Raw genomic sequence first — 26,951 nt, forward strand, 5'->3', positions numbered from 1 at the left:
CTCCTCCTTCGCGTGATCGAACTCGGCTCCATACGCCTTCAGATCTTTGCCGGGACTCTCCTGCAACTCGCCGCTCACCGGCAGCACGCCAAAGTCGCCATACAGCGGGCACCCCGCGCCGCTGATGTGCGTCATCGAAAACCCCATGATCTTTTTGTCGCCATGGAAATACCACGCGTCCGTGGTCGTGTCCGGGCTCCACTGCACCATGCCGAACGGCAGCGTCGCGCCAGGAAACGTATTGCCGCTCCCCGCCGTTCCGATCGTCGTATCCACTGATCCGTACGGACCACTCACCGCAGCCTGAGACTGCGAAGCAATCGACCCAGCTAAAAAGATGACAGCAATGAGTGCCCACACAGCCATACGCGTAAGCGGAAAAAAGCGCATTAAAAAACTCCTTGCAAGGTGCCGCGTCGAATCATACGACACCGCACCCTGCAAGGAGTGAACCCGCCCAACCGCATGTAAGGCGAGCTTTCAAAGCCATTCCTACTTTGCCTGACCCAGTTGTTCCGCGGCGATCTTCCGGATCTCCGGCAGCACATCGCCCAGAGCCACTGGCTCTGCATTCCGCGCACCGAGCCCGAAGTACACCTTCCGGTACAGCCGATAAAGCCTTTCGTAAACCGCAACCGAATCCGCCTGCGGCTCGAACGTCGTATGGTCCAGGCACAGTGCGTCCTGCGCCTCCTCCACTGTCTTGAACACGCCCGCCGCCAGCGTCGCAAAAATTCCCGAGCCCAGGCTCGTCGGCACGCCCGCCGGCACCAGCACCGGCTTGCCCAGCACGTTGGCATACACCTGGTTCAGCACCGGGTTATTCTGCGGAATCCCGCCTCCATTGATCACGCGATCCACGCGAACCCCGTGCTCCGCCATCCGCTCCAGAATGATGCGCGTGTGGAACGCCGTTCCCTCGATCGCCGCGAAGAGTTCATCCTGCGCCGTGTGCACCAGGTTCCATCCCAGCGTTACGCCGCCCAGCTCAGGATTCACCAGCACCGTGCGATCGCCGTTATCCCAGCTCAATCGCAGCAGGCCGGTCTGTCCAGCCCGGTAATTCTCCAGCCCCCTGGCCAGCTCCGCCACCTTCACGCCGGCACGTCGCGCAATCGCCTCAAAGATGTCGCCCGTTGCGCTCAGTCCTGCTTCAATCCCGGTGAACTGCGGATGCACGCTCCCCGGCACCACGCCGCAGACGCCCGGCACCAACTCCGCCTTCTTCGCCATGGCGATGATGCACGTCGACGTGCCCACCACGTTCACCACGTCGCCCTCGCGACAGCCGGCCCCCAGCGCATCCCAGTGCGCATCGAAAGCGCCCACCGGCACCGGGATCCCCGGCTTCAGTCCAAGCTCCTGCGCCCAGTGTTCCGACAAATGACCAGCCAGCGCATCGGAGGTTGCATACTCCCCATTCAGCTTTTCGCGCACACCGTCCAGCAGCGGGTCCAGCTTTGACAGAAACTCTTGCGGAGGCAGCCCATCCCACTTGGGATTCCACATCCACTTGTGGCCCATGGCGCACACGCTGCGCTTCGCCTTCTTCGGATCGGTGATGCCGCATAGCGTGGCCGCCACCATATCGCAGTGCTCAAATGCCGAGGCGAACTGCCCGCGCTTTTCAGGATTGTTCCTCAGCCAGTGCAGCAGCTTCGCAAAGCCCCACTCATGCGAGTACACCCCGCCGCACCACTCGATCGCCTCGAGACCCTCCTCGTGTGCCAGCCTGGTGATCTCCTGCGCCTCATTCTTCGCGCGGTGATCGCACCACAGGTAGTATTCGTTCAGCGGCTGCATCTTCGCGTCCACCGGCACCACGCTCGATCCCGTCGTGTCCAGCGCGATGGCTTCCACCTGTTCGTTCCTGATTCCGGCAGCCGTCACGGCTTTTCTGGTAGCCGCGGCGAGCGCCTGCATGTGATCCTCGTGGGCCTGCGTGGCAAAATCCGGATCCTCTCGCTTGCGGTGCAGTGGGTAGGCCTCCACGGCCGATCCCAGCCGCCCACGCTCGCTGTCCACAATCGAAACCCGCACACTCAGGGTTCCAAAATCCACACCTGCCACAATCGCCATCGTTCCGTCCCTCTTTTCGCCGGATCAGAGCCCTGCCGCCGGCTGCCGCTCAGTCAAGTAAGCGTTTTCCCGGCAACCAAAACTATACCAGCTTTCTGTTTGCCGGCCTCATCCACAATCCAGCTCTCCCTACCCCCTCCACACCGGGCAGCCCCCCTCATCAAAACCTGATATTTCCCTGTGCGTTCCGCATTATGGTTGGGTTCGTCAGACAATAAAACCGGCTTTTCGGTCGCTTTCCGATCCCTGCTCAAAGCGCCTTCCCCTCACCCCGGGAGCAGCTAAGTCTCTCATTCCTTAACGCAAATTGATCCTATTTGGCGCAGCAAGGCATTTCATTTTTGCCCCCATTTTGCACCGTTCTCCTATTGATTTTTGCATGAAAAATCCTTAAAATAGGATTTAGTGACCGAACCCTCAGGACCGGACTAGCCACCCCCTGGCGCGAGTCCGAGGAAGCAATCGAAATTACCCTCTGAATAAGGACACCAAATGGCAAAGCGTCGTGGAAATCCGAATTGGGGCAAGCCGGAGCCCATCGGGCCCGTTGTGCCCACTGTGACCTCCTTCGAACAGATCGTGAAGGAGTTCAAGCTCACCCCGGACCAGTACATCCGGTCCACCCGTTTGCGCGAGTGGGCTCGTCGCAACAAGAACTCCAAGTACATTCCCGAAGCACTTCTGGAAGCTTGGGGCTTTGAGATCGAATCGACGTTGTAGGCCTCTGTTTCCCTCCATTCGTCAAAGCGCCGCCTTCGGGCGGCGCTTCTGTTTCTACAGATCTCCGCCCACCTGCTTCGACTGGCAATTCAGACAGCATCTTCACCCTACATAGCCGGTCCATACGCCAACCTGCTCTGGGTCAATTCCGCACTCCTTTTTGCCTTAGTCTCCGGGTTGGGCGACAATGAAGCGAACTCATGAATCCCCAGCGCACGCCCGAATCGCCCTTCATCGATGTTCCCGGAGCACTCGACGAGATTCGCGCCGGGCGCATGCTCGTTGTGGTCGACGACGAAGACCGCGAAAATGAGGGCGACCTCACCCTGGCGGCGGAGTTCGTCACCCCGGAAGCCATCAACTTCATGGCCCGTTACGGCCGCGGCCTCATCTGCCTCACCCTCACAGAGGAGCGCGCCGATCACCTGCGCCTCTTCCCCATGACCCGGCAGAACTCTTCGCGATTCGGCACCGCGTTCACTGAGACCATCGAAGCCCGCGAAGGCGTCACCACCGGCATCTCTGCTGCCGACCGTGCCCAGACCATTCGCGTCGCCATCGATCCCAAATCGACCGCAGCCGATCTGGCTCGTCCCGGCCACATCTTTCCGCTCCGCGCCCGCCGCGGCGGCGTCCTGGTGCGCGCCGGGCAGACCGAAGCCTCCGTCGACCTGGCCCGCATGGCCGGCCTCACACCCTCGGGCGTCATCTGCGAAATCATGCGCGACGACGGCGAAATGGCGCGCATCCCTGACCTGATCCCGTTCTGCCGCGAGCACGGTCTGCGCATCCTCACCGTTGCCGAACTCATCCGCTACCGTCTGCGCCACGAGCGCTACATCGTCCGTGCCGGCGAAACCCGCGTCAATACCCGCTACGGCGAATTCCGCATGATCGCTTACGAGTCCGAGGTAAACGGCGGCGAGAGCCACGTTGCCCTGGTCCGCGGCGAGCTCTGCCCCGGCGGCTGCCCGGCCTTCCTGGGGCAATCGGCAGGCCTGCCTGGCGAGGCGAATTACCGCCCGCCCTGCACTCACGCTGTTCTGGTGCGCGTGCACACCCGCTGCACCGCCGGCGACGTCTTTGGCGCCGACTGCCACTGCCGCGACGTTCTCGACCAGTCCATGCGCATGATCGCCGAAGAGGGCTGCGGCGCGATCATTTACCTGCACAACACCTCGCGCGGATTTGACATCGATCACTCGCCCGCCAAAGCCTTTGAGGCAGACGGAATCGTCCTGCCCTCCAGGGTCGACCCGGCGCAGCCCGGCCGCATCATGCTGCACCAGGAACTCCGTCAGCGCGAAGGCGCGCAGGACCGCACCGGACGCATCCTCCGCGCCATCGGCCTCGGCGGCCAGATCCTCTCCGACCTCGGCATCCAGCGCATCCGCCTGCTCTCCAACACCCCCATGCACATCCCCGCGCTTGAAGGCTTCGGCCTCGAGATCGCCGAGCAGGTGCCCATCGTAATTCCTGAAAAGACCGTCCCCGTCGCTGCTCCCATTCAACCCGCCGCAATCGCTGATCCCTGGTCCGTCATCGAGGAGTAGCCGCCATCCTCCACGTGCTCACAGCGGAGTAAACCGGCTCTCTTCTGTGTCAATAGACGCCTGTTCGTACGCAGCTTCTTCGGCTTCCCCCGCAGCGCTGGGGGCTTCCACCGAGGCACGCGCCTGGGCTGACGCGCGTTGCACCTTGGGCGAGATATTCAGAAGGACGCGCAAGTCCACCTGTTCGAGGCTGTAACGTCCCCCGTCTTCTCCTTCGCTGCGCGCCTTCAGGAGCGCCATCAAGGTCTGCTCTCCAGACCATCGCTTGAGCAGCTCTTTGCGATCTGCATTCAAGTGGACTTCGTTTGTCACTCCGTCCGTGATCACTTGTAACGTGTCCCTGCCCACAACAAACTTGTCCAGAACGTACGGATCCGCGGCATAGATGGCACTCAAGAGTTCCGGAAATTCCACAAAGTCCATCACCAGGTCGGGCCATGCCATGGTAATGGCGACGAATTTTCCAAGCTGTTCCAGCGTGATCCTCGCTCGTTCGGCGCCGTTGACCATTGAAACCAGATCCAGCAGCCCAAGGTCCGATGCGATATAAGCCTGCAACCGAAAGTCGTTGATGAACTGCTTCATGCGGCGCGGGTTCCATTGCAGCGCCGGAGCCACCATCCGGACCAGTGTCTGCACTTCTACCGAGTCGGCGCTTGACCGTACGTCAACATAACGGCGGCGCTCTTCGCGCTGCTCGTGCTCGGCCTGTTTGCGAGCTTCCTGCGACTTTTTCTGCGAGGTTCGATTCGCCAGACTGTCGAGAAACTCCTGGACGCCTGCATCGCTGGGACGCGGCACCCGAAAGGTGACCTGAATGAACTTCTCCAGGTAGAGATACCCGAAGGCTGCCGGATGCCTCGCGGAGACCTCGCCCTCGCGCGTGCGATCGAGAAGCGGCTGAATGTCCTTGAACTTCAGTGAGATCCCGGCCGCCACCTTTTCCCGATCGATGCCCAGTATGAACACCAGGTGCGGATCGTCTCCGATCATCAGGTTGATGGCCTGCATCAGCTCCGCGGACTTAGGCACATCGGTTCGGTCCAGGTCATCCACAAAGATAAAAACTTTGCGTTTGCCGGCGTAGGCCTGAACCACCTTCTTGAAATCCTCGTGGAACGTCTCCACAAACGAAACCCGCGACTCATAGTCAGGCTTGCTGAGGTATCGTTCCAGCTTGAACTCCATGCTCTTGCCCGCGCTCCTGCGGATCCAGTAGCCATAAGCAGCCAGTAAAAACACCATCGCGAAGAGCGGGTGAGCCGCACTGTTGCCGGCTATCTGGTCGGAGACAAAGGAGCTCTTCGATGCAGCCGGCTGTGCAAGGCCTTCGCTAGGAGTGCCGGATGGTTCCGCTTTCTTCCCCTCGTCTTTGATCCCATTCGATTGCCACAGAGAGCTGAAAACCTTCTTCGCAATATCCGCCCTCTTCTCGGCCGACAAGGTGAAAGGGTAAGCGGCCACGCCGGCGGCGCCGATCCCCAAGGCAAGGATCACCAGGAAAATGAAGAGCACGCGCAGCCAGTCCGTGAAGCTGTTGACGCGCCTTGCGGCCAGGTGGATGTCACCGCGGATGCGGCGCGGCAGGCTCTGGCTGTTGCGCAGATTGCGTGTGATGCTCAGCGCAAACGTCGCCCACATGGCATCGCGTGTGTCGTGCCTCCATGCGTTGAACCAGAACGTGAGCCGATCCGGTTGATTCGTAAGTCGCAGCGCAGCCAAAATGCGCCGAACAACCCGGCCCACGCGCGTCTTCGCCTCCGGAACCTTGTCGAGCGCCACCTGCAGCTGGCGCATAAATGATGACTTACCCGTGCCCCACTCGCCCTCGATCGAAAGGGTCAGAGGCGGCGTGGTGTCGCTGTGGATGAGGAACGCAGCCACCGCGTCCACGTAAGGAGCGAACCCCAACGTGTCACTGGCGGTCGACGCATCGCTTACAGGATTGCCCTGAATTCCCCAGCCGCCGGAAGAATTCACCCCGGCGTCGTCCGTGGCAACAGTGCGGCTCCCACGAGGCGGAGGATTGTCATACGCAGAGGAACTGTCGGATTGTGACGACTCCTCAAATGAAGAGTCATCCGCGTCGGGGTCTTCCATCGGATTCTCCTTGGAGGGACCGCCCGCGGGTCAGGGAAGCGGGTCCAGACAGCATGACAAAACGCGAAGTGAATTGCAGCAAAAATCCGTCTCCTCCGCCTCCCGTTGCCCGAAGTGCCAAAAACCACCAGCAAATCCCCAGAAAGCTCGGTCCCGCATGGTCAGCCCCCGGCCGTCGCGTCCTAACTTAACCTGAAAGCCGTCTGTCCAAGTGACAGGTAAGAGATGCAGCCCCGCCGCCACGCCTTGCACAGAGGATTCAGAATGGGCGGCTGCTAAGCTTGCTCTTGCCCTGGGGAGGGCCCCTATGTACCGCGCTTCTACATTGCTTTTTGGTTTACTCGGTTTCAGTACGGCTCTGCTGGCTGCGCAAGACGGCGGAACGCCATCGGAAACTTCAGGCACTACGTTGCGCATCAACAGCCGCGCCGTCCTGGTCGACGTGATCGTGAGCGACGCGCATGGGCATCCCGTCACCGGGCTCAAGCAGAATGCCTTCACCGTCACCGAGCAGGGCAAGCCACAGACGATCTCATTCTTTGAAGAGCACCGGACCAACGCTCCGGCTGCACAGCCCGTCTCGTTTCCCAAATTCCCGCCCAACGTCTTTTCGAACTTCTCGCCGGTCCCCCAGCCGCCCGCCGTTACGGTGCTGCTGCTCGACTCACTGAATACGCACATTGACAACCAGAGCTATGTGCACGCGCAAGCAGTCAAGTTCCTCAAGACCGCCAAGCCAGGTTCGCGAATGGCGATTTTCGCCATGGGCCTTGGTCTGCATTTCATTCAGGGATTCACCGATGATCCGGCTGTCCTTGCTGCCGCGCTCGGCAACAAGAAGAACAACGAGGTTGAGACCTCCGTCATGCTCAAGGGACAGGACGAAAGCAATGCCCAGTCGAATGTGGTCGCGATGATGTCCGAGCAGATGGGAAACGGCGCAACAGCCGCATCGGCGGGCTCGATTGCGGCATTGCAGAATTTTTTCCAGGAGAATGACGACTCGCGCACAGTAGACCGCAATCTGCTCACGCTTGAGAATTTCCAGCGTCTTGCCACGTTTCTCAACAGCTTTCCCGGACGCAAGAATGTCATCTGGTTTTCTGAGGCGTTTCCGCTCGTGATCAGCGGGAATTTCGATCCGCGGCTTGGCGAGATTACGGGGAGAACGATGGACATGCTGGCGGCGGCGCGCGTTGCGCTGTATCCGGTGGACGCCAGTGGCGCGGCGCCGCTGGAAATCTACCAGGCCCAGACGCAGTTGCCGGCAAGCACCCACGATCCTGCCGGAATGCTGAACGCGCAGAATGCCTCCCGCCTCGGCGACGATCAGCAACGAGATGCTAACCAGACCACGATGAAAATCATCGCGGAACAAACCGGAGGCAAAGCTTTCGTGAACGGAAACGGCCTGGCTCATATCATTGCCGAGGTGGCCGGCGGGAGCGGCACTTTCTACACGCTCTCGTATGCGCCGCCGGACGCAAAGATGGACGGAACCTATCGGCGCGTTGAGGTGAAGGTCGCTGGCGGCAACTATCGGCTCCTCTACCGGCGCGGCTACATTGCGCTGGATGACGATCTGCCCGGCTCCGGCGAAACACTACGCGCCAAAGCCATTCATCACCTGGCCGAGAAGAACCCGGGTGCCATCGATCCGCTGCTGCCGTTTATGGACCTCGGCATGCCCCAGAGCCAGCAGATCCTGTTCGAGACAAAGATCCAGCCGGTCCCTGTGGGCGATCAGCCCAGGCCCGGCGATCCCAAATCCGCGGCCGCGCGCTATGACATCGATTTCGCCATCGACGCAAAAGATCTGCGCCTGGCGCAGGGCGCGGACGGGCTGCGTACCGGAATTCTCAACATCTCCCTGATTGCCTACGATCGCTATGGCAACGTCGTAAGCCGCAACGATCACGTCGTGCGGCTGCAGATCAAACCCGACGTGTGGACCGTCTACCAGAACTCCGGGGTGCAGCTCCACGCGGACATCGCCGTTCCCAAAGGGAATTACTGGCTGCGCACAGGCGTTTACGATCAGCAGACACGCAAGGTCGGCACCATGGAGATCCCGCTCGCAAACGTGCAGCCGCGGACCGATGCAGCGAACGCAAACTCCTCCGCCAGATGACTCCGGGCGGTTTCGCCCCGGACCTCCCGGCGTGTGCTTCTCGCATGACTCCTGCGCTGGATCCCAGGCCGCCTGCTACTCCGTACGCAAGGCCTGCATGGGATCCACGCTGGCGGCTCGCCGCGCGGGCACAAACGCCGCAACAGCCGATACCAGCACCATTAACCCCAGCGCCAGGGTCAGGCTCATAGGGTCGAGTGGAGACATCTTGTAGAGCATCGCCTTCAGCGGCCGCACCGCAAACAACGTCAGCGGTATCCCCACCGCCAGCCCTGCCATCAACACCCACAGGCTCTCCCGCATCACCATCCCGAGAACCTGCCCGCGTGACGCGCCCAGCGCCATCCGCACCCCAATCTCGCTGGTGCGGCGGCTCACCCGGAAGGAGTGAGTTCCATAAAGTCCCGTGGCGACCAGCAGCACCGCGAGCAGCCCGAAGAATCCTCCCATCGCCGCAAACATGCGCTGCTGGCGATAGCTGTTCTCGAACTGCTCCTGCTGGCCGATGGGCTGCTCGAGCGGCACGTCGGGATACATCTGAGCCATGGCCTGGCGCAGGGTTGGCAGAATGGCCATTGCGTCGCCATGGGTGCGCACCTCAACGTGCATCGTGCCCAGCGTAGGAGCCTGCATCACGGCGTAGTAGGCCATTGGCATCGACTCTTCCGCCACTCCCACATATTTGCTGTCGCGTACTACGCCCACAATCGTCATCTTGACGTGTTTGCCAAGCACGTGGCCGATGGGGTTGGTGTGAGGAAGAAAGCGCTTCACAAACGTCTCATTTACCACGCACACGCCGCTGAGATGGTCCTTCGCCTGTACATCGGACCACGCGATATCCCGTCCCGCCAGAATGGGCACGCCCATGGTGTGAAAGAAATTGGGGCCAATGTCGTTGGAGCGCAACGACACGTTCTTCTGCTCCACCCCATCGAGTTTCAAATCGTTATTGTTCGACCAGTCAGTGCCTGGGCGAAGCGACGCCATCGAAACCGACTCCACTGCCGGAAGCTGCGCGATGCGATCAAGCAGATTGCGATAGAAAAGGTGTGAGTCGTCCTTGCCCTGAGGCGTAACCCCGAATACCAGCAAACCGTGCGTGTCCATTCCCAGATCGACCGCGGCGTAGTTGTGCAGGGTGCGCAGCAGGAGTCCGGCGGCCATCAGCAGCACCAGGCACAGCGCCATCTGGCCAATCAGCACAATGCGCCCCCCCAGCATCCGCGAGCGCGTGGCCGTGGCGTTCTGTGAAGTCGAGCGCAGCACCGCGCTCACCGGGGCGTGCATGGCTGTGCGCAGCGGAATGAGGCCGAAGGCCAGTGCCGCCACCGCCGAAATGCCCACCGTAAACAGCAGCACGTTGCGATCGGGGCTCAAACCGGTCTCCATGCCCGACCATGTAGCCAGCATCCGCGTGGCCGCCAGTGCAAACGCCCAGCCCAGCGCGGCGCCGGCCATCACAAGCAACAGGCTCTCCGTGAGCAGTTGGCCGAACAGCGCGCTCTTCCCCGCGCCAATGGCGAGTCGCAGGCTGAATTCCCGTTGCCGCACAACATTGCGCGACTGCAGCATCATGGCCACATTGGCGCACGCAATCAAGAGCACCAGGCCGACCAGCCCCATCAGGATCCGCACCGGCTCACGATACGTATCGTTGTAGCCGGAGATACCACGCGCCGGAATGAAGTCCAGCAACGGCTTCCACTCTGTGGATTTGAACGGACCCACCGCCCGTGTGATCACTTCGCCGTACGTGCCTTGAAGCGCCTGCTGCGCCTGGGCAGGCGTTACGCCCGGACGCAAACGCGCCATCATCATCAACGCGCACCACTTCGGCGTTCCGTAGAGAGACTCGTAGATCACCGGCGTTCCCCACGCATTCAGCTCGGGCCGGGTCTGCAGCGGAATCCAGAAATCCGTGGATGAGGCCGGTTCCACGCCTTTGAAGCCGCGCGCCGTGACGCCGACAATCGTCATCGGAATCCCACGAACATAAAGCGTCTGCCCCAGCACGTTCGGGTTGCGCGAAAACCTGCGGGTCCAGTAGTCGTAACTAAGCACGGCGGCGGCGGCGTGCGTGTCTTCATCTTCCATCGAAAAACCGCGGCCGGTTTGCATGCGCACGCCCATACCGGAAAAGAAGTTGCCGCTGACCTCGTCCCCGCTGGCCTCCTCAGGCAGTTCCCCCTGGCGCACCGCAACGTTGCCGGTAAAGGCCAGCGGCACGTATCCGATCAGTTCGTCGAACACATCCTTGCGCTGCCGCAGGGCCTGGAAAGCCGGTAGCGTGAACGTCCGGGTCGCATCCCCGGAGCTGTCGCTGTTAGGCGGCTGACCGTAAGGCTTTGCCATGCGTACGTAGGTGAGCCCTTCAGGATGATTCACCGGCAGCCATTGCAGCAGGATGGCGTTCATTACGCTGAATACGGCCGTGTTGGCGCCGATGCCCAATGCCAGCATGAGCACGATCACGATTGCGAATCCCGGCGACTTGCGAAGCTGACGGCCAGCGTAACGAAGATCCTGCAGCAGCATATACGGAACTCCCTCTTTGGGGGCGGACGATGGGAATCTCACCGCCCCGACCTTCAGGATTGCATGCGGGATGCCAAAAAGGTTTGGCCGGGAATGTTGATCTAGAAAGCCTTAGGCCCTCGCAGGGTGCCCGCGTTGCTTCCCGTATGGCCACATGCGCGCGGCATCGTTCAAATTCGAACACTACGAATTCGAATACCCAATGCTGCAAAGCATGAAAAGACCGGGACGTCCGTCTGGCACAGCCCGATCCCAGGGGCGCAATCTCACAGCTTGCTGAATGTGAAGAAGGAGCTCTGTAATAAGGGCACGACTTCAGTCGGGCCGCCGGCTGCTCACTCGCTACATCCTGGGCGTTTAGCTTTCAATTTGATCCCCAAAAATTCGAGGCCGGGACATTAACCCGGCCTCAGTCTCTCGTCAGTTTCAACTCAGCAAACCAGCCGCTGCCGGTTCAGCTTGATCCCGTCCAGCCGCCCCAGCAGCGTCACCGCGATCTTCTCCGGATCAAACAGCCGCTGCGCCATGGCCTGCACCTGCTCCGGCGAAACCGCCTCGATCTTGGCGATAATCTCATCGGCTGAGAAGAACTGCCCGAAGTAGATCTCCTGCCGCGCCAAGTTCGCCATACGCGAATTCGAGCTCTCCAGACCCATCAGGATATTGCCCTTGAGCTGGTCTTTCGCCCGAGTCAGTTCCTCGCTGGTCAGCGGCTCTTCCTTCAGTTTGCGGAACTCCGTCATCACCAGGTCAATGCATTCCAGCGCCTTGGCCGCCGAGGTGCCCGCGTACACGCACAGCGTACCCGTGTCACGGTAGGGGCTCAGATCGCTGAACACCGAGTAAGCCATACCGCGTTCCTCACGGATCGTCTGGAACAGCCGTGAGCTCATGCCGCCGCCCAGTACCGTGTTCAGGATCAATGTGGAGTAGCGATTCTCGTCGGTGATCGAAGGCGAGGGCACTCCAAGGCAGATCTGCACCTGCTCCAGCGCCTTCTTGTTCTTCAGCAGAATGCGCGCGCTCGAAAGCGGCGCCGCCAGTTCCGTCAGTTGCTCCCCGCCGTGCATGGGAGCGAACTTCTCTGCCACTGCCGCCACAAATTGATCGTGGTCCAGATTGCCGGCTGCGGAAAACACCATATTCCCGGCGTGGAACCGTCCCGCATGGTAGTCCAGCAGCTTCGGCTGATCCAGACGCGCCACCGTCTGCGTGGTCCCCAGAATTGGCTTACCTAGCGGGTGATCCTTCCAGAAACTCTGGGTAAAGAGCTCGTGAACCAGAACGTCAGGGTTATCCTCGTCGATTTTGATTTCTTCAAGGATCACTCCACGTTCTCGCTCTATGTCATTGGAAGCAAAGATTGGATTGAGCACCAGATCAGCCAGAACGTCCAGCGCGATCGGTACGTGATCGGCCAGGGATTTGACGTTGAAGCAGATCGTCTCTTTGCCGGTAAAGGCGTCGAGATTGCCGCCGATCGAGTCCATCTCGCGGGCTATATGCTGGGCGGTTCGGTTACGCGTGCCCTTAAACACCATGTGTTCAACAAAATGGGAAATTCCGTTGGTTTCCGCGGCCTCGCCGCGAGAACCAGACTTGATCCATACTCCCATGGCGACAGACCGCAAATGGTCCATGCGCTCGGTCAGCACAATCAGACCGTTGGGCAGTACGGTGCGCCGAAGATTACGCTCGATTGTCATCGTCTACCTGTTTCGATTCAATTCTAGGCCAGAGGGTGCAAGGGGGTCGCTGCGGGGTCGCCACTTCTGCGTCCGGGAGCGGCGCTGGCGATTGCTCACTTGGATGGCAAACGGCAAGGATCAGGCTGCATGCCTTCGGCAAATGCAATAGTCTGGAGTTTGGCGTGAGTTTCGCAAAATCACAATTGATTTCGGTGAGCGGCACGGGAGTTTCACCCCGGAAATTCCTCTTTGGAATGACGCGCTCCGAACTTGCCCGGATCATGCAGGAGCTGGGAGAGCCCGCCTTCCGCGGCGCGCAGCTGGCCGACGCCATGTATCGGCAGCGAATTGAGGAACTTACCGCCATTACGACACTTTCAAAGACGCTCCGCGAACGGTTAACCGAAGAAAACTGGGCGGTCGGCCGGCCGCGGATCGCCCAGGTCTTCCGCAGCGTAGACGGCACCGAACGCTACCTCGTCGAGGGGCAGGCAGGCGCCGACACCGTTGAGACGGTCTGGATGCCGGAAGGTGATGAGGGCGAGTCCGGTGACGGCAGCGAAGCCGGGGACGAGGAAGTAGCCACGGGTCGTCCTGCAACTGCGCCCGGCGTGCGGGCTTCGCTCAGGAGAAATCGTGCCACCTTATGCATATCAAGCCAGGTGGGGTGCGCCGTCAACTGTCAGTTCTGCCTGACAGCGCGCCTGGGCCTGCAGCGCAACCTCACCCCCGGTGAGATTGCCGGCCAGGCCGTCGCAGTCCTTGCTCGTCAGGCAGTCGAAATTGGCCGCGACCGCGTGAACCTCGTCTTCATGGGCATGGGCGAGCCGTTCCTCAACTACGAGAACTTCATGGCCGCGGTGCGGCTGCTGGTCGAGGAAATCGGCCTCAGCCCGCAGCGCATGACGGTGTCGACCTCCGGCATCGTTCCCGGCATTCAGAAATTCGCGCTGGAGCCGCCGGAAGTCCGCCCCAAGCTGGCCATCAGCCTCAACGCGCCCAATAACGAACTCCGCAGCGAAATCATGCCGATCAACCGCAAATGGCCCATTGAAGCGCTGGTCGATGCGGTGCGCGCTGTCCGCCTCCGCCCCCGCGAGCGCGTGACGTTCGAGTACGTTCTGTTGGGCGGCGTCACTGACCGGCCCGAGCATGCCCGCCAGGTGGCACGCCTCGTGCGGCGCACCGGCCTGCCGGCAAAGGTGAACCTCATTGCCTGGAACCCCGGCCCCGGCGTGCCCTACAGCACACCCGACCCCGATGCCGTGGACAACTTCAAGCGCAGCCTGGCAGGGGAGGGAATCGCCGCCTATCTTCGCCGCCCGCGCGGACGCGATATCTACGCCGCCTGCGGCCAGTTGAAGCGAACGGTGGAACAAGCAGGCCCCGTACCCCTCGTTTAGACTCGCTACACTGGATCTGCCGGAATCCCCGCATCCCTATGCCGCAACGACTGGAACAGTTCGCGACATTTTTCGGTCTTGCAATCAGCGCCCTTCTGCCGCTGGTCAACCCGCTGGGAAGCGCCCTCGTCTTCGTGAGCCTGGTGGGCGAGGTGCCCGCCGCCGTTTACCGCTCTCTGGCACGCAAAATCGCCATCAACACCGTGCTGTTCTTTCTGGTCATCCAGATTCTCGGCACCGCGGTGCTGAAGTTTTTTGGCATCTCGCTGCCCGTGGTGCAGGTCGCCGGTGGTCTTGCCATCGCCGCCATGGGCTGGGGTCTTCTCACCGGGCATGAAGCTCCCGCCAAGCAGGAGGTCAAAGAACTCGACGACCACGCCATCGGTTCGCTGCAGAACAAGACCTTCTACCCATTCACGTTTCCGCTCACCGCCGGGCCGGGCAGCCTGGTCGTCACCATTACCCTGAGCGCGCATACGCCCGCCAAGGGCTTCTTCGTAGACTTTGCCGCGCACGCCGGCATCATGGCGGCGGTGCTTGTGCTCAGCCTGGGAGTGTATTTCTGCTACGGATATGCGCCCGCAATCACGGCACGCATTTCAAAACAGACTGCGGAGGGCATTACGCGCGTGATTGCCTTCGTGCTTTTATGTATCGGCGTTCAAATTATGTGGAACGGCATTGCGCTTCTGCTCAAGAGCCTGCTGCATTCGTGAAGCGCCACGCCCTCGCCATTCGACAGGACAAATCCCGCTTCACTCTCAATCTCTAGTTAGAGAACATGCGCTGCTTGCCGCGCAGATCGACTCCCAGCAAATCGGCGCATTCCTTGACTAACTGAAGAGGACCGCCCTTAAGCACAACCTTGCGTCCCACGTGGCGATCATGATCTTTCGTGCCCGGACCCAGAATCGACAGCAGCGTCGGCTTCGGCTTGTGGTCTTCCACCATGTGCGCGATCTGATCGCATTCAGAATCCGTCAGCGTGTCGCACAGAACAATCAGATCGAAATCGTGCTTCGACAGCACCGACCCCGCTTCCGACAACCGGCCCGCCGACTCCACTTCAAAATAAGTGCCCAGAATAAGCCTGCGCGTCTGCAGGAGCATTTGGTCCCGGCTCACAACAAGAATTTGCGAATGTGTATTGTTCATAACTCTCTCTCAAAGCTGTTGATGCGGCAGAGCAGAGGTCATGACGGAGGGAAACATCTAAACTTAGGGCCCTTCGCATGAAGAAACAGGGAAGATAGTTGCCGGTTTCTCTCATTGACGGAAACTCGGCCGTGCAATCATGCGTTGATTACAGCCCCAGAGTAGAAGGTCTGATTGACGAGTGTAACTAGGTACATTCCTAGGTACCCTGTACGAGGTTGTTCATGCGGTCGCTTTTCGATAGAACTTCACCAGCGGCTTGAGCTTTTTCGTAAGCTCAATTCGAGGCTGTCCAGATCTCCGCGAAAGCCTATTTGCGCGAGGCGACGTGCGCCTTTCCCAGCGCCAGCAGCGCCCCGGTGACGCGTCCCGCGGCATGGCGAACCACACTGCCTTCGCTGGCAAAGTTGCCCACTATGCAGCGCACTCCCATAGCCTCAACGCGCTCCAGGTCGGCCACAATGGGAGACGCATTCTCCGCGGCGTAGCGCTCCAGCGTGTCTTCTGAAAATCGCGCCGTATTCAACAGCGCGTAGTCGAAAATAGGCGCGCGCGCATGCTCGTAGATGCGCTCGATATGCTCTGACGCCGTGAGGTCCAGACTTTCATTGGCCTCCGTCATCATGTTGCACACAAACACCCGCAATCCCCGCGCGCTCGCCAGCGCCGTCGGGATGCCCTGCACCAGCAGATTGGTGATAATTGATGTGTACAGCGAGCCCGGACCCACCGTGATCAGATCCGCCTGCTCGATGGCGGCCAGCGTCTCAGGCAACGCCGTCGCGGTGGGCGGATCCATCATCAGCTCTTCAATGCGGCGATTGCTCGAGTTGATGTTGGTCTCCCCGCGCACCAGCGAGCCGTCGTCCATCCGCGCCACCAGCGTGGCGTTCGCCGTGGTCACCGGATAAATGCTGCCCCGCGTCGCCAGAATCTTCGACGAGAGCTGCACCGCGTGCGCAAAGTCACCCGTGATCTCCGTCAGCGCCGCCACAAAGAGGTTGCCGAAGCTGTGCCCTTCCAAAGCGTCTCCGCCCCGGAAGCGATGCGCGAAAAGCTTCGCCAGCAGGTCGCCTTCCTCGCTGAGCGCGACCATGCAATTACGCAGGTCGCCCGGAGGCAGCATGTTAAAATCGCGCCGCAACCGGCCTGACGATCCGCCGTCATCGGTGACGCACACCACCGCCGCCAGATCCGAGATCGCACCGCCCAGGCTCCCCGGATGGGCCGGATTCACCACATGACGGCACAGCCCGCGCAGCAGCGTCGACAGCCCCGTCCCCCCGCCGAGCGCAACCACGCGCAACGGAGTCATCCCGATAGCCAAGCCTTCTTCGGCAGACGCAGCGATAGACAAATCTCTCTCCGAAGTTTGGACGGTCGCCCGGCAAATCTGTTGACAAGTTTACTTCGCACGCGCCGGCGCACCGGGATACCGGTTTCGCCGGACCGCCCTGCGGACCTTGCGATTGTCGTGGACTGCTATGGAATCTCGGGGTAGAGCAGTTCCGTGAACCGTGGATCGTCCACCATGTTTTGAAAGTCACCGTCAGAGCGCGCCTGCAGCCGGTTCCTCGGATTCAGCTCGATGGCCCGCGACAGATGCGACAGGCTGTCCTGGCTCCGGCCCGTAATGCTGTCCAGCACTGCCAGCCCGTAGAACACATAGTCAGCTTGCGGTACATCGCCCGCCACCGCCATCAACTGTTCCCGGGCCTCCTCATAGAAGCCCTGGTTCAGTTGCGCAATGGCGTAGTCGTAGCGTTCTTCCGGCGTGTCGAACTCCAGGCTCGTCGTGGCAATCTGCCGGCGGCAGGTCGCGATATACATCCGGCAGCGCTCCACCAGTTCCGGCGGAGCCGACGGCAAAAGCTTCTCCAAAGCCGTGATGGCCTTGTCGTACTTCGCCTGCTGCACCAGTTGCACAGCCGATTGATACTGCTGATAGGCCGCTGCGTTGGCGTGAGCCTGGGCTTTACTTACCGCTTCTAACTTCTTGCGGCTCGCAGCCGCCGCCTTGGCCTCTTGCATTGTTGATCTACCGGGAGCCATCTTCCTCCAAAACAATCCTTTGCACGCTCGCGCAGGGTGCCGGACTCTATATGTGCTCAGGCCATACTTATACGCAGAACCCCTTCCCCGCGTCAATGGGCCCGCACCGCCAGCCACTCCCCCTCAGGTCGCCTGCCGGCGGTAAATCACCGGATTCAGCGACGGGTCGTTGTACATCTTCAGCTGCCGATACACCTTGAAATACCGGCTTCCCCCCATCACATCCGTCCACAGCCCGTCCAGGCATCTGCGGAGATCCGATTGCTGCTCCTCCAGCACGTCCAGCCGATGCCGATTCCGCTCCCCATGGCCCGCAGGACCATCCGGCCGCCGGATCTCCTCCCGCGTGTGATAAATCTTCAGCTCCAGAATCGACAGCCGGTCGATAATCATCCCCGGCGTCTCCGAGTGCTGCTCCTCCAGCGAATTGGGAAGATCATACTGCACCAGGTAAAGCAGCAGAGACTCGTCCAGTTGCTCCACCAGATCGTTGCGGAGCTGGTTCGTGCGATCGATCTTCCGCTTGGTCTCGGCGATGGCCGCATCCCCGGCGCCAGGCTCACGCGCCCCATCCTCCAGATGCCAGATCTCGCAGTTGGCATAGTGATGACGCGAGACCAGCTTCTCCCAGTCGCTCAGCACATAAGGAGACGTGTCCGGCTCCGCGTGCCAGTGTTTGGTGCAACGGTCATGAAGATACTTGATCGAGTTTGCCGATAGCATTCGCCTGGTCTCTATTCTCTGGTCTCTATTCCCTGCCTCTATTCCCTGCCTCTATTCTCTGACCTCTGCCTTCGCCCCTCCAGCTATGGTAGAACTATCCCTACTCAGGCTGCCAGATCGAGCGCGACGAGGGACGGATGAGCGACACAACCCAGCGGATTCTCTGTATCTCCACCTACGAAAAAGGACAGGACCTCCTTCGCCAGTGCGCCGAGATGGGCGTACGCCCCACCCTCCTCACGGTAGAAAAGCTCCGCGATGCCGACTGGCCCCGCGACATCCTCGAAGACGTCGCCCTCATGCCGGAAAACCTCACCACCGAGCAGCTTCTCAACACCGTGAGCTACATGGCCCGCGGCCGCCGCTTCGACCGCGTCGTAGCCCTCGATGAGTTTGATCAGGAAACCGCCGCCGCCGTCCGCGAGCACTGGTGCATGCGCGGCATGGGCCTCACCACCACCGCCTTCTATCGCGACAAGCTCGCCATGCGCACCGGTGCCCGCGCCGCCGGCTTCCTCGTCCCGGATTTCGCCCGCGTGCTCAATTACGACGAGCTGCGCGACTACATGGCCGCCGTCCCCGCGCCCTGGCTGCTCAAGCCGCGCACCTCCGCATCGGCACTCGGCATCCGCAAGATTCACCATCCCGAACAGCTCTGGCGCACCCTCGACGAGCTCGGCGACACCCAGACCCACTTCCTCATGGAGCGCTTCGTCCCCGGCGACATCTACCACGTCGACTCCGTGGTGAGCCGCGGCGAGGTCGTCTTCTCGGTCGTACACAAATACGGCAAGCCCCCCATGCAGGTCATGCATGAAGGCGGCGTCTTCACCACCCGCACCCTCGACCGCGGCAGCCACGAGTGGAGCGCCCTCACCGAGCTGAATGCCGCCCTCGCCCCAGCCCTCGGCATGAGCCGCGGCGTCACCCACGCCGAATACATCCGCGCCCACCAAGACGGCAAGTTTTATTTCCTCGAGATCGCCGCGCGCGTCGGCGGCGCCTTCATCGCCGATCTCGTTGAAGCCGCCACCGGCATCAACCTCTGGCGCGAATGGGCCCGCATTGAAGTCTCCGACCTCCTCGGCGAGTCCTATCAACTCCCCCCCACCCGCACCGACTACGCCGGAAGCGTCCTCTGCCTCGCCCAGACCGCCGAGCCCGATACCTCCGCCTTCACCGCGCCCGAAATCGTCTTCCGCATGAAGAAGCACCACCACGCCGGCCTCATCGTCCGCTCCCCCCAACCGGAGCGGGTGAGGGAACTGGTAGACGACTACGGCCAGCAGTTCGCAAACCTCTACCTCGCCTCCATGCCCGCCCCCGACAAACCCACCGCCTGAACAGCGTCCGCAAAACCAGGTGGACATTGGATGTGTCATCCCCACAATCCGCGCGCCTTCTTCAGCGGACCGAGGGATCTGCAGTTGGCCCTTGGTCACGGTCACCGCGCGCCGTTACTACCCGTCGGCGTCAGCAGCCCCTTCACCCGCCCCGCGAGCGCCGCCTTCGTCTGCTCTGCCGGAAACAATCTTTCCAGCCACCCCAGATCCGCCTCCACCGTCACGTCCTTATCCGTCACATCGACGAACCCCTTGATCGGCGTGCTGACGATCCCCACCTTCGCATTGAATGCAAAATCCATGCGGCTCCCCGTCCATCTCCTCTGCTCGTTCACAATCTTCACCGGCACATTTCCCAGGCCCTTGAACAGATCGTCAAACGAGCGATCGAGAGACCGCACAATCTCCTCTTTCCTGCGGTTATGCGATACAGTGACCCGCATACTCCTCCGCTTCCCTCAGAACCGAACCACCGGCCCAAACGTAATGCGCAAGTTGTTGTGCGCGCCGTCATTGAAATAAATCACATCGCCGGCCTCAAGCCGCAAGCCCACCGGCCCAAGCGTCGCCTGATACCCTCCGCCCGGATAGATGGCCGCGTTCAGGCTCGATGTGCGCAGCCCCAGAATCGTGCTCACCACGTCGCCATAAGGCAGCAGGCTCGGGCTGAGCCGGAAATCCACAAACCCGCCCTTCAGCGTGACAAACGGACGAAGATGCCCATGCGCCGGCTGCAGCATCGGCCCGAACAGCCCCTGCGTCACGCCGATGGACGTGCTTTCAATCGCCGCCACCTTGCCGTTCGACACGTCCAGGTAAAGCTCTTTGAAGTTGACGCCGTAGTCGTAGGCAAACTCGCCTTCCAGCATCGCGTGATGGTGCACCCGATACCCAAACCGCGCCCCCAGACCCAGGTTCGGCGTGTCCGTCTGCGACACGCTCAGATAGTCCAGCAGCACGCCCGCCTCCACCCGCTTTTGTGCCTGCAGCAGAGTCGGGCTTGCCCACACCAGAACCGCCGCCAGCGCCACAACCAACTTGCCCATGCGGGAGCGCTCCTCCGCGCCCCAGAATCACGTAGATGCCGGCAGCTTCTCAACTGCTTCCCGCAGCTTCAAAGCGGCCGCGCGCGCCTGGAAAATCCGCCACAAAATCTATCCGGATTGGCTATCATGGCTTCACCCCAACGGAAGCACCCCATCCGTTCCCCGCACTTCCGGAGATCACCATGGTTGCTGTGCAAGAAACCTCGTCATCCGTCGCGCCCACGTCGAAAGGCGCACTCTGGACCGGCCGCGTCCTCAGCATTCTCTCCATCCTCTTCCTGCTCTTTGACGCCTTCGGCAAGTTCGCCAGGCCCGTGCAGGTCACCGACGCCTTCACCCGCCTCGGCCTTCCCCTCGCCACCAGCCTTACCATCGGCGTGGTGCTCACCGTCTGCACTCTCCTTTACGCCATTCCGCGGACGGCGGTGCTGGGTGCGGTTCTGCTCACCGGCTACCTCGGCGGCGCGGTGGCCATCCATCTCCGCGCCGGCAGCCCAACCTTTGAGGAGATCTTTCCGGCGCTCTTCGGCGTCATCGCGTGGGCCGGCCTTTACCTTCGCGATCCCGAACTGCGCCGCTTCCTCCCCATCCGCCGCTGACCCCCACCCCACCACCTGATCACTGGATCACCTGACCACTGGATCCCCAACCACCCGGCCACGAGAACCCTGCATGCCCCACCAACTCGACCACACCCTCGCCCTGCTCGAACGCACTCCCGGCGCCCTCGACGAACTTCTGCGTGGCCTTCCCGCCGCCTGGACCGACGCCACCGAGTCCAGCGACTCCTGGTCTCCGCGCGAGATCGTCGCCCACCTCGCCCACGCCGATCGCACCGACTGGATGCCGCGCGCGCGCCACCTCCTCGAATTCGGCGAAACCCAGCCCTTCCCGCCGTTTGACCGCCTCGGCCAGCGCCAGGCGATGGAAGGCAAGTCCCTGGCGCAAATCCTCGACGGCTTCGCCGCCGTCCGCGCCACCAGCCTCGACGATCTGGGCGCCCTCCACCTCGGCCCTGCCGACCTGGACCGCCGCGGTGCCCACCCTGCCTTAGGCTCCGTCACGCTCAGCCAGCTTCTCGCCACCTGGGCCGCCCATGACCTCACCCACCTCCACCAGATCTCCCGCGTCATGGCCCACCAATACCGCGACGCCGTCGGCCCCTGGAGCCAGTTCCTCGGTGTCATGCACTGCGGCGGCCACGGCGGATAGCCCCCGCATACCCCCGCCCCGCCCCTGATCCGGCACAGCCAATTGTGCTAATTTTGAAGCAGCGGCCTTGAACGAGCTCGTAGCTCAGTCGGTAGAGCAACGCACTTTTAATGCGTGGGTCCTGGGTTCGATTCCCAGCGAGCTCACCACCACTCTTTCCGGCCGCTTCTTCCTTCTTCTTTACCCTCCCCAGAACACCAGGCGGCAACCCCTCCGCCCCTTGCAGATTCCTGGGGCAATCCCGCAACTTTGCCGGGTGTTGCCTGAGCGCTGCGGCTCTTACGTTACTGATGTGGTACCGTTTGCCCGCCGCCAACGGTGCCCCTTGCTAAAAACTCAATGTTTGCAACGAGTTCCAGGCACAATGCGTTGAGCCTTATACCCCAAAAGTGGTAGGAAAGTCCTGTTCCAAGTGTTATTGTTCAGGAAACAGCAGGCAAATACGATCAGAATGCAAGGTTCTCTCCGGCGAGATCGCCTGTGCCAGGTACTCCAGAGCCAGAAATCAGAGCACAACTTTTTGTCTGACCGCCGGGGGAGTGAAGGTGCCATTTATGACCGACCAAAGGGCTTTCGGTGACCCCAACGAGACACCGGAAGACGTAGCTACGCTGTATTCCTGGGCGAATCTGCACGGCGCCAAATATCGCGACTTTTCTGCGTCGCGGGCGCAAACTAGAGAGAAGGCTCGCCAGCGGGTTCAGGACGCCATTGACGCCGAACACCGCCGCGTCCGCGAAGAGTCCGAGGCCCAGGAGCGCGCCGAGATGCAGCGTCACGCCGAGACAGAACGTCAGGCCGAACTCGAGGCCGCCCGGCAGCGCGCCGAGCAGGAAGCCGCCGAACGTGCCGCCCTGCAGGCCGCTCAGCAGCGTGTCTGGACTCCTCAGGTCCCTGATCTCCAGCAGTATCCCGTCGCACCTGCCGCCGCGCCTCAGTTCCAGCCCGCACATCAGCCTGTACCCCAGGCGGCGCCTCAGCCCGCATATCAGGCGCCTCATCAGGCCGCGCCTTACCAGGAACCGGCTCCGTACTACGCGCCGCCCGCCCCGCAGTATCAGCCGGCGCCGCTGTCTTTCTATGCGCCCCAGGCCGCGCCTCCGCCGCCTCCCGCCTACCCGCCCTACGCGCAGCAACAGCCCTACGCGCCCGTCACCCCTGGCCGCGATCAGGCTGCTCCTCAACTCGCCCATCAACCCGCCTACCAGAACCGTGGCTGGGCCCCTGTCGAACCCCGCGAGAACCTCTCCCGTCCCGCCTGGCTGGCCGCCGGCCGCAACGACACCCCCGCCGCTCCGCCGGCCCCGCCCGCGGCGGCTCCGCACCCGCTCCATGACACCCTGCAGGGATCCCGGGACCGTATCACCTCGCGCTGGTTTGCCCTCAAAGGCTTGTTCGCCGCAGCACCTGGCGCCGTGGCCGAACCCCAGCCCGCCCCGGCCCCCAGCCGCGCTCCCGTTCTGGCCGTCTTCTCGCTGGCCGGCGGCGTCGGCAAAACCAGTGTCGTCGCCACCCTCGGCCGCGCTCTTTCCGCACGCGGAGAAAAAGTTCTCCTCGTCGACACCGCCGCGTACGGCCTGCTGCCCTTCTTCTTCGGCGCCCGCGATCAGCGCCCCGGCGTCCTGCGCACCTTCATGGCTCCCGGAAACAGCGGCGACGCTCCCGTTCAGCTCCTCACTGTCGACTGCGAAAACCTCTCCCCGGACGGCTCGCCCCAGGAGCAGCTCACCCAGGAGATCGCCCGCAACGGCCACGGCGCCGGCCGCATCCTCGTCGATCTCGCCACCGCTTCCGGCTCCATCACCCGCCGCGTGCTGCGCATGAGCCCCACCGTGCTGGTTCCGGTCATCGCCGACATGAGCTCCGTCGTCAGCGTCAGCTCCATCGACGCCTTCTTCCAGCGCAACAGCGGCGCCGCCGGGCACCCCGTACTGCCTTATTACGTGGTCAACCAGTTCGACCCGTCTCTTCCCTTGCACCTCGACGTTCGCGAGGTTCTTCGCGAACAACTCGGCGACCGCCTCCTGCCGTTCTCCCTGCGCCGCACACCGGCCGTCAGTGAAGCGCTGGCCGAGGGCATGACCGTCGTCGATTACGCCCCCAGTTCCACCGCCACTGAAGACTTCGCCTCCCTGGCTGCCTGGGTCAAGAGCCTTGCCGCACCCGCGTCCGGCACCTTCCGCGGCGTGCGGTGGAGTGAGCGATGACGGCAACCCGTCTCTGGCAGGACATCGGAGCAGGCGACAACCTGCTGACAAAACTGCTGCGGTTCGTCTTCATGGCGGCTGCGGCAGTTGTGTTTTATTTCCTCGCGGTTCTGCCTCTCTCCTGGCCCCAGCAGGCCGTCTGCGGCCTCCTCACGCTGCTCATGGCCATGGCCCTCTCGCGCAGCTCTGACTCGTACCTGGTCACGCTCACGCTGATGATCATGTCGATGTTCTGCACCTTCCGCTACGGCTACTGGCGTGTCTCTCAGACGGTGCAGTTCTTCCGCGATCCCGCCAATCACTGGGGCGCGCTCGATGCCTTCTTCATCCTCTGCCTCGTGGGCGCCGAGTTCTACGCCTTCGTCATCCTCTTCCTCGGCTACTTCCAGACCATCTGGCCCCTGCGCCGCGCTCCCGTGGCGCTCCCCGACGACGAGCACGAATGGCCGCATATCGACGTCCTGATCCCCACTTACAATGAGCCGCTCGATGTGGTGCGCTACACCGCCCTCGGCGCGCTCAACATGGACTGGCCCGCCGACAAGCTGCACATCTACATCCTCGACGACGGACGCCGCAAGGAGTTCGAAGAGTTCGCCTTCGAAGCCGGCATCGGCTACAAGATTCGCGGCGACAACAAGCATGCCAAGGCCGGCAACATCAACGCCGCGCTCAAGCTGCTCGACTCGCCCTACGTAGCCATCTTCGACTGCGATCACGTGCCCACCCGCAGCTTCCTGCAGATGACCATGGGCTGGTTCCTGCGCGATGGCAAGCTGGCCATGCTGCAGACCCCCCACCACTTCTATTCGCCCGATCCGTTCGAGCGCAATCTGGGCCAGTTCCGCATCATCCCCAATGAAGGCGAGCTGTTCTACGGCATCGTGCAGGACGGCAACGATTTCTGGAACGCGACCTTCTTCTGCGGATCCTGCGCCGTGCTCCGCCGCGAAGCGCTCGACGAAATCGGCGGCATCGCCGTCGAAACCGTAACAGAAGACGCCCACACCTCCCTGCGCATGCAGATGAATGGCTGGGGCACCGCTTACATCAACATCCCGCAGGCGGCCGGCCTCGCCACGGAACGCCTCTCCGCGCACGTCGGCCAGCGCATCCGCTGGGCCCGCGGCATGATCCAGATCCTGCGCACCGACAATCCGCTCTTCGCGCCCGGCCTCAAATTCCCGCAGCGCCTCTGCTACTTCAACGCCATGATGCACTTCATGTATGCGATCCCGCGCCTCATCTTCCTCACGGCGCCCCTGATCTATCTGATCCTCTCGCATACCAACGTGCCCGGCTACTGGGCCGCCATCCTCGCTTACGCGCTGCCCCACCTCATCCTGTCCAACGTCACCAACTCCCGCGTCCAGGGCGAACACCGCCACTCCTTCTGGAATGAAATCTACGAGACCGTCCTCTCGCCTTACATCCTGCTGCCCACCGTGATGGCCCTCATCAATCCCAAGCTGGGCAAGTTCAACGTCACCGCCAAGGGCGGCGTCGTCAGGCGCACCTTCTTCGATACCAAGATCGCCCAGCCGTTCCTCATCCTGCTCCTGTTCAACATCGCCGGCCTCCTCGTCGCCATCCCCCGTTACTTCGTCTGGGACCGCGACCGTCCCGGCACCGTGTTGATGAACTGCCTGTGGTCGGTCTTCAACATCATCATCCTCGGCGTCACCACCGCCGTCGCGCGGGAAATGAAACAGCTCCGCACCACCGTTCGCATCGCCATCATCACCCCCGTCATGGCCGCCCTGCCGGACGGCTCCGCGGTCGAAGGCGAAACCATCGACATGTCCTCCGGCGGCACCAGCATCCGTCTCCTCGAACCCGTGGAGCTCGCGCCCCAATCCGAAATCCTGCTGGGCTTTCCCATGCCCTCCGGCACCCAGGAACTGCGCGCCACCGTGGTTGCCTCCGAGGGCGAAGTGCTCCGCGTCAAATTCGAAAACCTCAGCATCGCCGAGCAGGAAGTCCTCACCATGGTTCTCTACTCCCGCGCCGATTCCTGGCTCGGCTGGGGCGAGTCCCGCGAGAGCGATAACGTGCTGCGCAGTCTCACCCGCATCTTCACCATCTCCATGCACGGCCTGGTCTCCACCGCAAAGAGCCTCTTCACTCCCAGGAAAAAGACCAAAAAGAAGCCTGCCCGCGTGCCCGCCCCCACCTCCGCGCTGCTTGCCATTGCGGCGCTTCTCACCCTGCCCGGCGCGCGTATGCATGCGCAGCACCCGTTCGCGCAGAACGGCCAACAGCCCCCTCCCGCCACTCCCGCTGCCGCCACCCCCGCCGGACAGTTCCGCGACACTTTCTCCATCGGCGACACCGGCTCGTCACAGATCGACATGCATGGCGTCGACAGCACCACCAGCGTCTACTTCACCCTCCCCCAGACGCATGTGCCGCGCAGCGTCAAGATTCACGTCAGCTACGCCTTCTCGCCCGCCCTCCTGCCTGACATCAGCCACATCAAACTCATGCTGAACGGCACCCTGTTCGCCACCATCCGCCCCACTCCGGACGGAACCGGGCGCAGCAAGGGCGAGGTGACCGAATCCGAGTTCGCCATCCCCGCCGAGCTCATGGTGCACCACAACGCCCTCACCATGGAGTTCATCGGGCACTACACGCTCATGTGCGAAGACCCCGCCAACACCACCCTGTGGGCGCGGGTGCATCGCAACACCTACTTCGATATCCAGGGCGATCTGCTGCCCCTCGCCGACGATCTGAAGCAGCTCCCCCTGCCGTTCCTCGATCCCGCCGTGGTCCAGCCGCTCAGCCTTCCCGTGATCTTCGCTGCGCCCCCTGACACCAAATCCGTGCAGGCCGCCGGCATCGTCACCAGTTACTTCGGCATGATCTCGGAAGGCCGCCCCGTCCGCTTCCCGGTCCACATCGGCGAACTGCCCGCCGGTAACGCCATCATCATCTCTGACAGCTCGTCCAACCTGCCCGCCGGCCTCAACATGGCCGCCGGCACCTCTCCCATCGT

Annotated in this window: 20 protein-coding genes, 1 tRNA gene and 1 pseudogene; 11 read left to right on the forward strand and 11 right to left on the reverse strand. The window is 62.1% G+C overall.

The window, feature by feature from the left end:
• Both VGL22_RS15885 and VGL22_RS15890 read right to left on the reverse strand, forming a co-directional pair.
• Positions 1-390: pseudogene (locus tag VGL22_RS15885) on the reverse strand (hypothetical protein); the annotation flags it as partial.
• A gap of 102 nt (positions 391-492) precedes the next feature.
• A complete protein-coding gene (locus VGL22_RS15890) occupies positions 493-2,079 on the reverse strand; it encodes a ribulokinase (protein ID WP_465267921.1) in 1,587 nt (528 codons plus the stop codon).
• A 492-nt stretch (positions 2,080-2,571) separates the two neighbouring features.
• On the opposite strand from VGL22_RS15890, the gene VGL22_RS15895 reads away from it, so the two are divergent.
• Positions 2,572-2,799, forward strand: a complete 228-nt coding sequence (locus tag VGL22_RS15895; protein ID WP_026447189.1) for a hypothetical protein — start codon at positions 2,572-2,574, stop codon at positions 2,797-2,799.
• 200 nt (positions 2,800-2,999) lie between these two features.
• Positions 3,000-4,352, forward strand: a complete 1,353-nt coding sequence (ribB, locus tag VGL22_RS15900; protein ID WP_465267922.1) for a 3,4-dihydroxy-2-butanone-4-phosphate synthase — start codon at positions 3,000-3,002, stop codon at positions 4,350-4,352.
• A gap of 18 nt (positions 4,353-4,370) precedes the next feature.
• On the opposite strand, the gene VGL22_RS15905 is transcribed toward ribB, so the two are convergent.
• A complete protein-coding gene (locus VGL22_RS15905) occupies positions 4,371-6,452 on the reverse strand; it encodes a KAP family P-loop NTPase fold protein (RefSeq protein ID WP_465267923.1) in 2,082 nt (693 codons plus the stop codon).
• A gap of 307 nt (positions 6,453-6,759) precedes the next feature.
• On the opposite strand from VGL22_RS15905, the gene VGL22_RS15910 reads away from it, so the two are divergent.
• Positions 6,760-8,583: a VWA domain-containing protein gene (locus VGL22_RS15910; RefSeq protein ID WP_465267924.1), complete on the forward strand. Its 1,824-nt coding sequence runs from the start codon at positions 6,760-6,762 to the stop codon at positions 8,581-8,583.
• 75 nt (positions 8,584-8,658) lie between these two features.
• Here the strand turns inward: VGL22_RS15910 and VGL22_RS15915 are convergent, their stop codons facing one another.
• Positions 8,659-11,163 carry an ABC transporter permease gene (locus VGL22_RS15915; RefSeq protein ID WP_465267925.1) on the reverse strand — a complete coding sequence of 835 codons (2,505 nt, stop codon included), beginning with the start codon at positions 11,161-11,163 and terminating at the stop codon, positions 8,659-8,661.
• Between the two features lie 389 nt (positions 11,164-11,552).
• Positions 11,553-12,827: a M16 family metallopeptidase gene (locus VGL22_RS15920; protein WP_465267926.1), complete on the reverse strand. Its 1,275-nt coding sequence runs from the start codon at positions 12,825-12,827 to the stop codon at positions 11,553-11,555.
• A gap of 194 nt (positions 12,828-13,021) precedes the next feature.
• On the opposite strand from VGL22_RS15920, the gene rlmN reads away from it, so the two are divergent.
• The gene (gene rlmN, locus VGL22_RS15925; RefSeq protein ID WP_465267939.1) at positions 13,022-14,212 is read left to right on the forward strand and encodes a dual-specificity RNA methyltransferase RlmN; all 1,191 of its coding nucleotides are present in this window, start codon (positions 13,022-13,024) and stop codon (positions 14,210-14,212) included.
• 38 nt (positions 14,213-14,250) lie between these two features.
• On the forward strand, positions 14,251-14,928 hold the full coding sequence (locus VGL22_RS15930; protein WP_465267927.1) for a MarC family protein: 678 nt from the start codon (positions 14,251-14,253) through the stop codon (positions 14,926-14,928).
• A gap of 52 nt (positions 14,929-14,980) precedes the next feature.
• Here VGL22_RS15930 and VGL22_RS15935 read toward each other — a convergent pair whose 3' ends face one another.
• From VGL22_RS15935 to VGL22_RS15950, 4 genes are all read right to left on the reverse strand, one after another.
• Positions 14,981-15,367 (reverse strand): hypothetical protein, encoded by a 387-nt coding sequence (locus VGL22_RS15935; RefSeq protein ID WP_465267928.1) that lies wholly within the window; start codon positions 15,365-15,367, stop codon positions 14,981-14,983.
• Between the two features lie 310 nt (positions 15,368-15,677).
• Positions 15,678-16,724, reverse strand: coding sequence for a gluconeogenesis factor YvcK family protein (locus VGL22_RS15940; protein WP_465267929.1), 1,047 nt, complete (start codon positions 16,722-16,724; stop codon positions 15,678-15,680).
• A 125-nt stretch (positions 16,725-16,849) separates the two neighbouring features.
• A complete protein-coding gene (locus VGL22_RS15945) occupies positions 16,850-17,398 on the reverse strand; it encodes a tetratricopeptide repeat protein (protein WP_465267930.1) in 549 nt (182 codons plus the stop codon).
• Between the two features lie 144 nt (positions 17,399-17,542).
• Complete coding sequence (locus VGL22_RS15950) at positions 17,543-18,142, reverse strand: DUF4254 domain-containing protein (RefSeq protein WP_465267931.1); 600 nt, start codon at positions 18,140-18,142, stop codon at positions 17,543-17,545.
• A gap of 137 nt (positions 18,143-18,279) precedes the next feature.
• On the opposite strand from VGL22_RS15950, the gene VGL22_RS15955 reads away from it, so the two are divergent.
• On the forward strand, positions 18,280-19,485 hold the full coding sequence (locus VGL22_RS15955; protein ID WP_465267932.1) for an ATP-grasp domain-containing protein: 1,206 nt from the start codon (positions 18,280-18,282) through the stop codon (positions 19,483-19,485).
• A 101-nt stretch (positions 19,486-19,586) separates the two neighbouring features.
• Here the strand turns inward: VGL22_RS15955 and VGL22_RS15960 are convergent, their stop codons facing one another.
• Together VGL22_RS15960 and VGL22_RS15965 are read right to left on the reverse strand one after the other, a co-directional pair.
• A complete protein-coding gene (locus VGL22_RS15960; RefSeq protein ID WP_465267933.1) occupies positions 19,587-19,928 on the reverse strand; it encodes a hypothetical protein in 342 nt (113 codons plus the stop codon).
• 15 nt (positions 19,929-19,943) lie between these two features.
• Positions 19,944-20,531: a hypothetical protein gene (locus VGL22_RS15965; protein ID WP_465267934.1), complete on the reverse strand. Its 588-nt coding sequence runs from the start codon at positions 20,529-20,531 to the stop codon at positions 19,944-19,946.
• A gap of 182 nt (positions 20,532-20,713) precedes the next feature.
• Here VGL22_RS15965 and VGL22_RS15970 point away from each other — a divergent pair, with 182 nt between their 5' ends.
• The 5 genes from VGL22_RS15970 to bcsA all read left to right on the forward strand — a co-directional run.
• The gene (locus VGL22_RS15970; RefSeq protein ID WP_465267935.1) at positions 20,714-21,130 is read left to right on the forward strand and encodes a DoxX family protein; all 417 of its coding nucleotides are present in this window, start codon (positions 20,714-20,716) and stop codon (positions 21,128-21,130) included.
• Positions 21,131-21,203: 73 nt separating this feature from the next.
• Positions 21,204-21,743, forward strand: a complete 540-nt coding sequence (locus VGL22_RS15975; protein WP_465267936.1) for a DinB family protein — start codon at positions 21,204-21,206, stop codon at positions 21,741-21,743.
• Between the two features lie 73 nt (positions 21,744-21,816).
• Positions 21,817-21,892 (forward strand) — tRNA-Lys (locus tag VGL22_RS15980).
• A gap of 405 nt (positions 21,893-22,297) precedes the next feature.
• Positions 22,298-23,950 (forward strand): cellulose biosynthesis protein BcsQ, encoded by a 1,653-nt coding sequence (gene bcsQ, locus VGL22_RS15985; protein ID WP_465267937.1) that lies wholly within the window; start codon positions 22,298-22,300, stop codon positions 23,948-23,950.
• Positions 23,947-26,951: UDP-forming cellulose synthase catalytic subunit (bcsA, locus tag VGL22_RS15990; RefSeq protein ID WP_465267938.1), on the forward strand; the 3,005-nt coding region annotated here is incomplete at its 3' end. The genes bcsQ and bcsA, both read left to right, overlap by 4 nt.

The organism is Occallatibacter sp. (assembly GCF_036502485.1).
Classification (GTDB): Bacteria; Acidobacteriota; Terriglobia; order Terriglobales; family Acidobacteriaceae; genus Telmatobacter.

What these genes read in the sequence shown, in the direction of transcription:
- VGL22_RS15970 (WP_465267935.1), top strand. Translation starts at nt 20,714, where the DNA reads ATGGTTGCTGTGCAAGAAACCTCGTCATCCGTCGCGCCCACGTCGAAA.
- VGL22_RS15895 (WP_026447189.1), top strand. Translation starts at nt 2,572, where the DNA reads ATGGCAAAGCGTCGTGGAAATCCGAATTGGGGCAAGCCGGAGCCCATC.
- bcsQ (WP_465267937.1), top strand. Translation starts at nt 22,298, where the DNA reads ATGACCGACCAAAGGGCTTTCGGTGACCCCAACGAGACACCGGAAGAC.
- VGL22_RS15950 (WP_465267931.1), bottom strand. Translation starts at nt 18,142, where the DNA reads ATGCTATCGGCAAACTCGATCAAGTATCTTCATGACCGTTGCACCAAA.
- VGL22_RS15890 (WP_465267921.1), bottom strand. Translation starts at nt 2,079, where the DNA reads ATGGCGATTGTGGCAGGTGTGGATTTTGGAACCCTGAGTGTGCGGGTT.
- VGL22_RS15910 (WP_465267924.1), top strand. Translation starts at nt 6,760, where the DNA reads ATGTACCGCGCTTCTACATTGCTTTTTGGTTTACTCGGTTTCAGTACG.
- VGL22_RS15960 (WP_465267933.1), bottom strand. Translation starts at nt 19,928, where the DNA reads ATGCGGGTCACTGTATCGCATAACCGCAGGAAAGAGGAGATTGTGCGG.
- VGL22_RS15975 (WP_465267936.1), top strand. Translation starts at nt 21,204, where the DNA reads ATGCCCCACCAACTCGACCACACCCTCGCCCTGCTCGAACGCACTCCC.
- VGL22_RS15905 (WP_465267923.1), bottom strand. Translation starts at nt 6,452, where the DNA reads ATGGAAGACCCCGACGCGGATGACTCTTCATTTGAGGAGTCGTCACAA.
- VGL22_RS15945 (WP_465267930.1), bottom strand. Translation starts at nt 17,398, where the DNA reads ATGCAAGAGGCCAAGGCGGCGGCTGCGAGCCGCAAGAAGTTAGAAGCG.
- VGL22_RS15935 (WP_465267928.1), bottom strand. Translation starts at nt 15,367, where the DNA reads ATGAACAATACACATTCGCAAATTCTTGTTGTGAGCCGGGACCAAATG.
- VGL22_RS15920 (WP_465267926.1), bottom strand. Translation starts at nt 12,827, where the DNA reads ATGACAATCGAGCGTAATCTTCGGCGCACCGTACTGCCCAACGGTCTG.
- VGL22_RS15955 (WP_465267932.1), top strand. Translation starts at nt 18,280, where the DNA reads ATGAGCGACACAACCCAGCGGATTCTCTGTATCTCCACCTACGAAAAA.
- ribB (WP_465267922.1), top strand. Translation starts at nt 3,000, where the DNA reads ATGAATCCCCAGCGCACGCCCGAATCGCCCTTCATCGATGTTCCCGGA.
- VGL22_RS15930 (WP_465267927.1), top strand. Translation starts at nt 14,251, where the DNA reads ATGCCGCAACGACTGGAACAGTTCGCGACATTTTTCGGTCTTGCAATC.
- VGL22_RS15965 (WP_465267934.1), bottom strand. Translation starts at nt 20,531, where the DNA reads ATGGGCAAGTTGGTTGTGGCGCTGGCGGCGGTTCTGGTGTGGGCAAGC.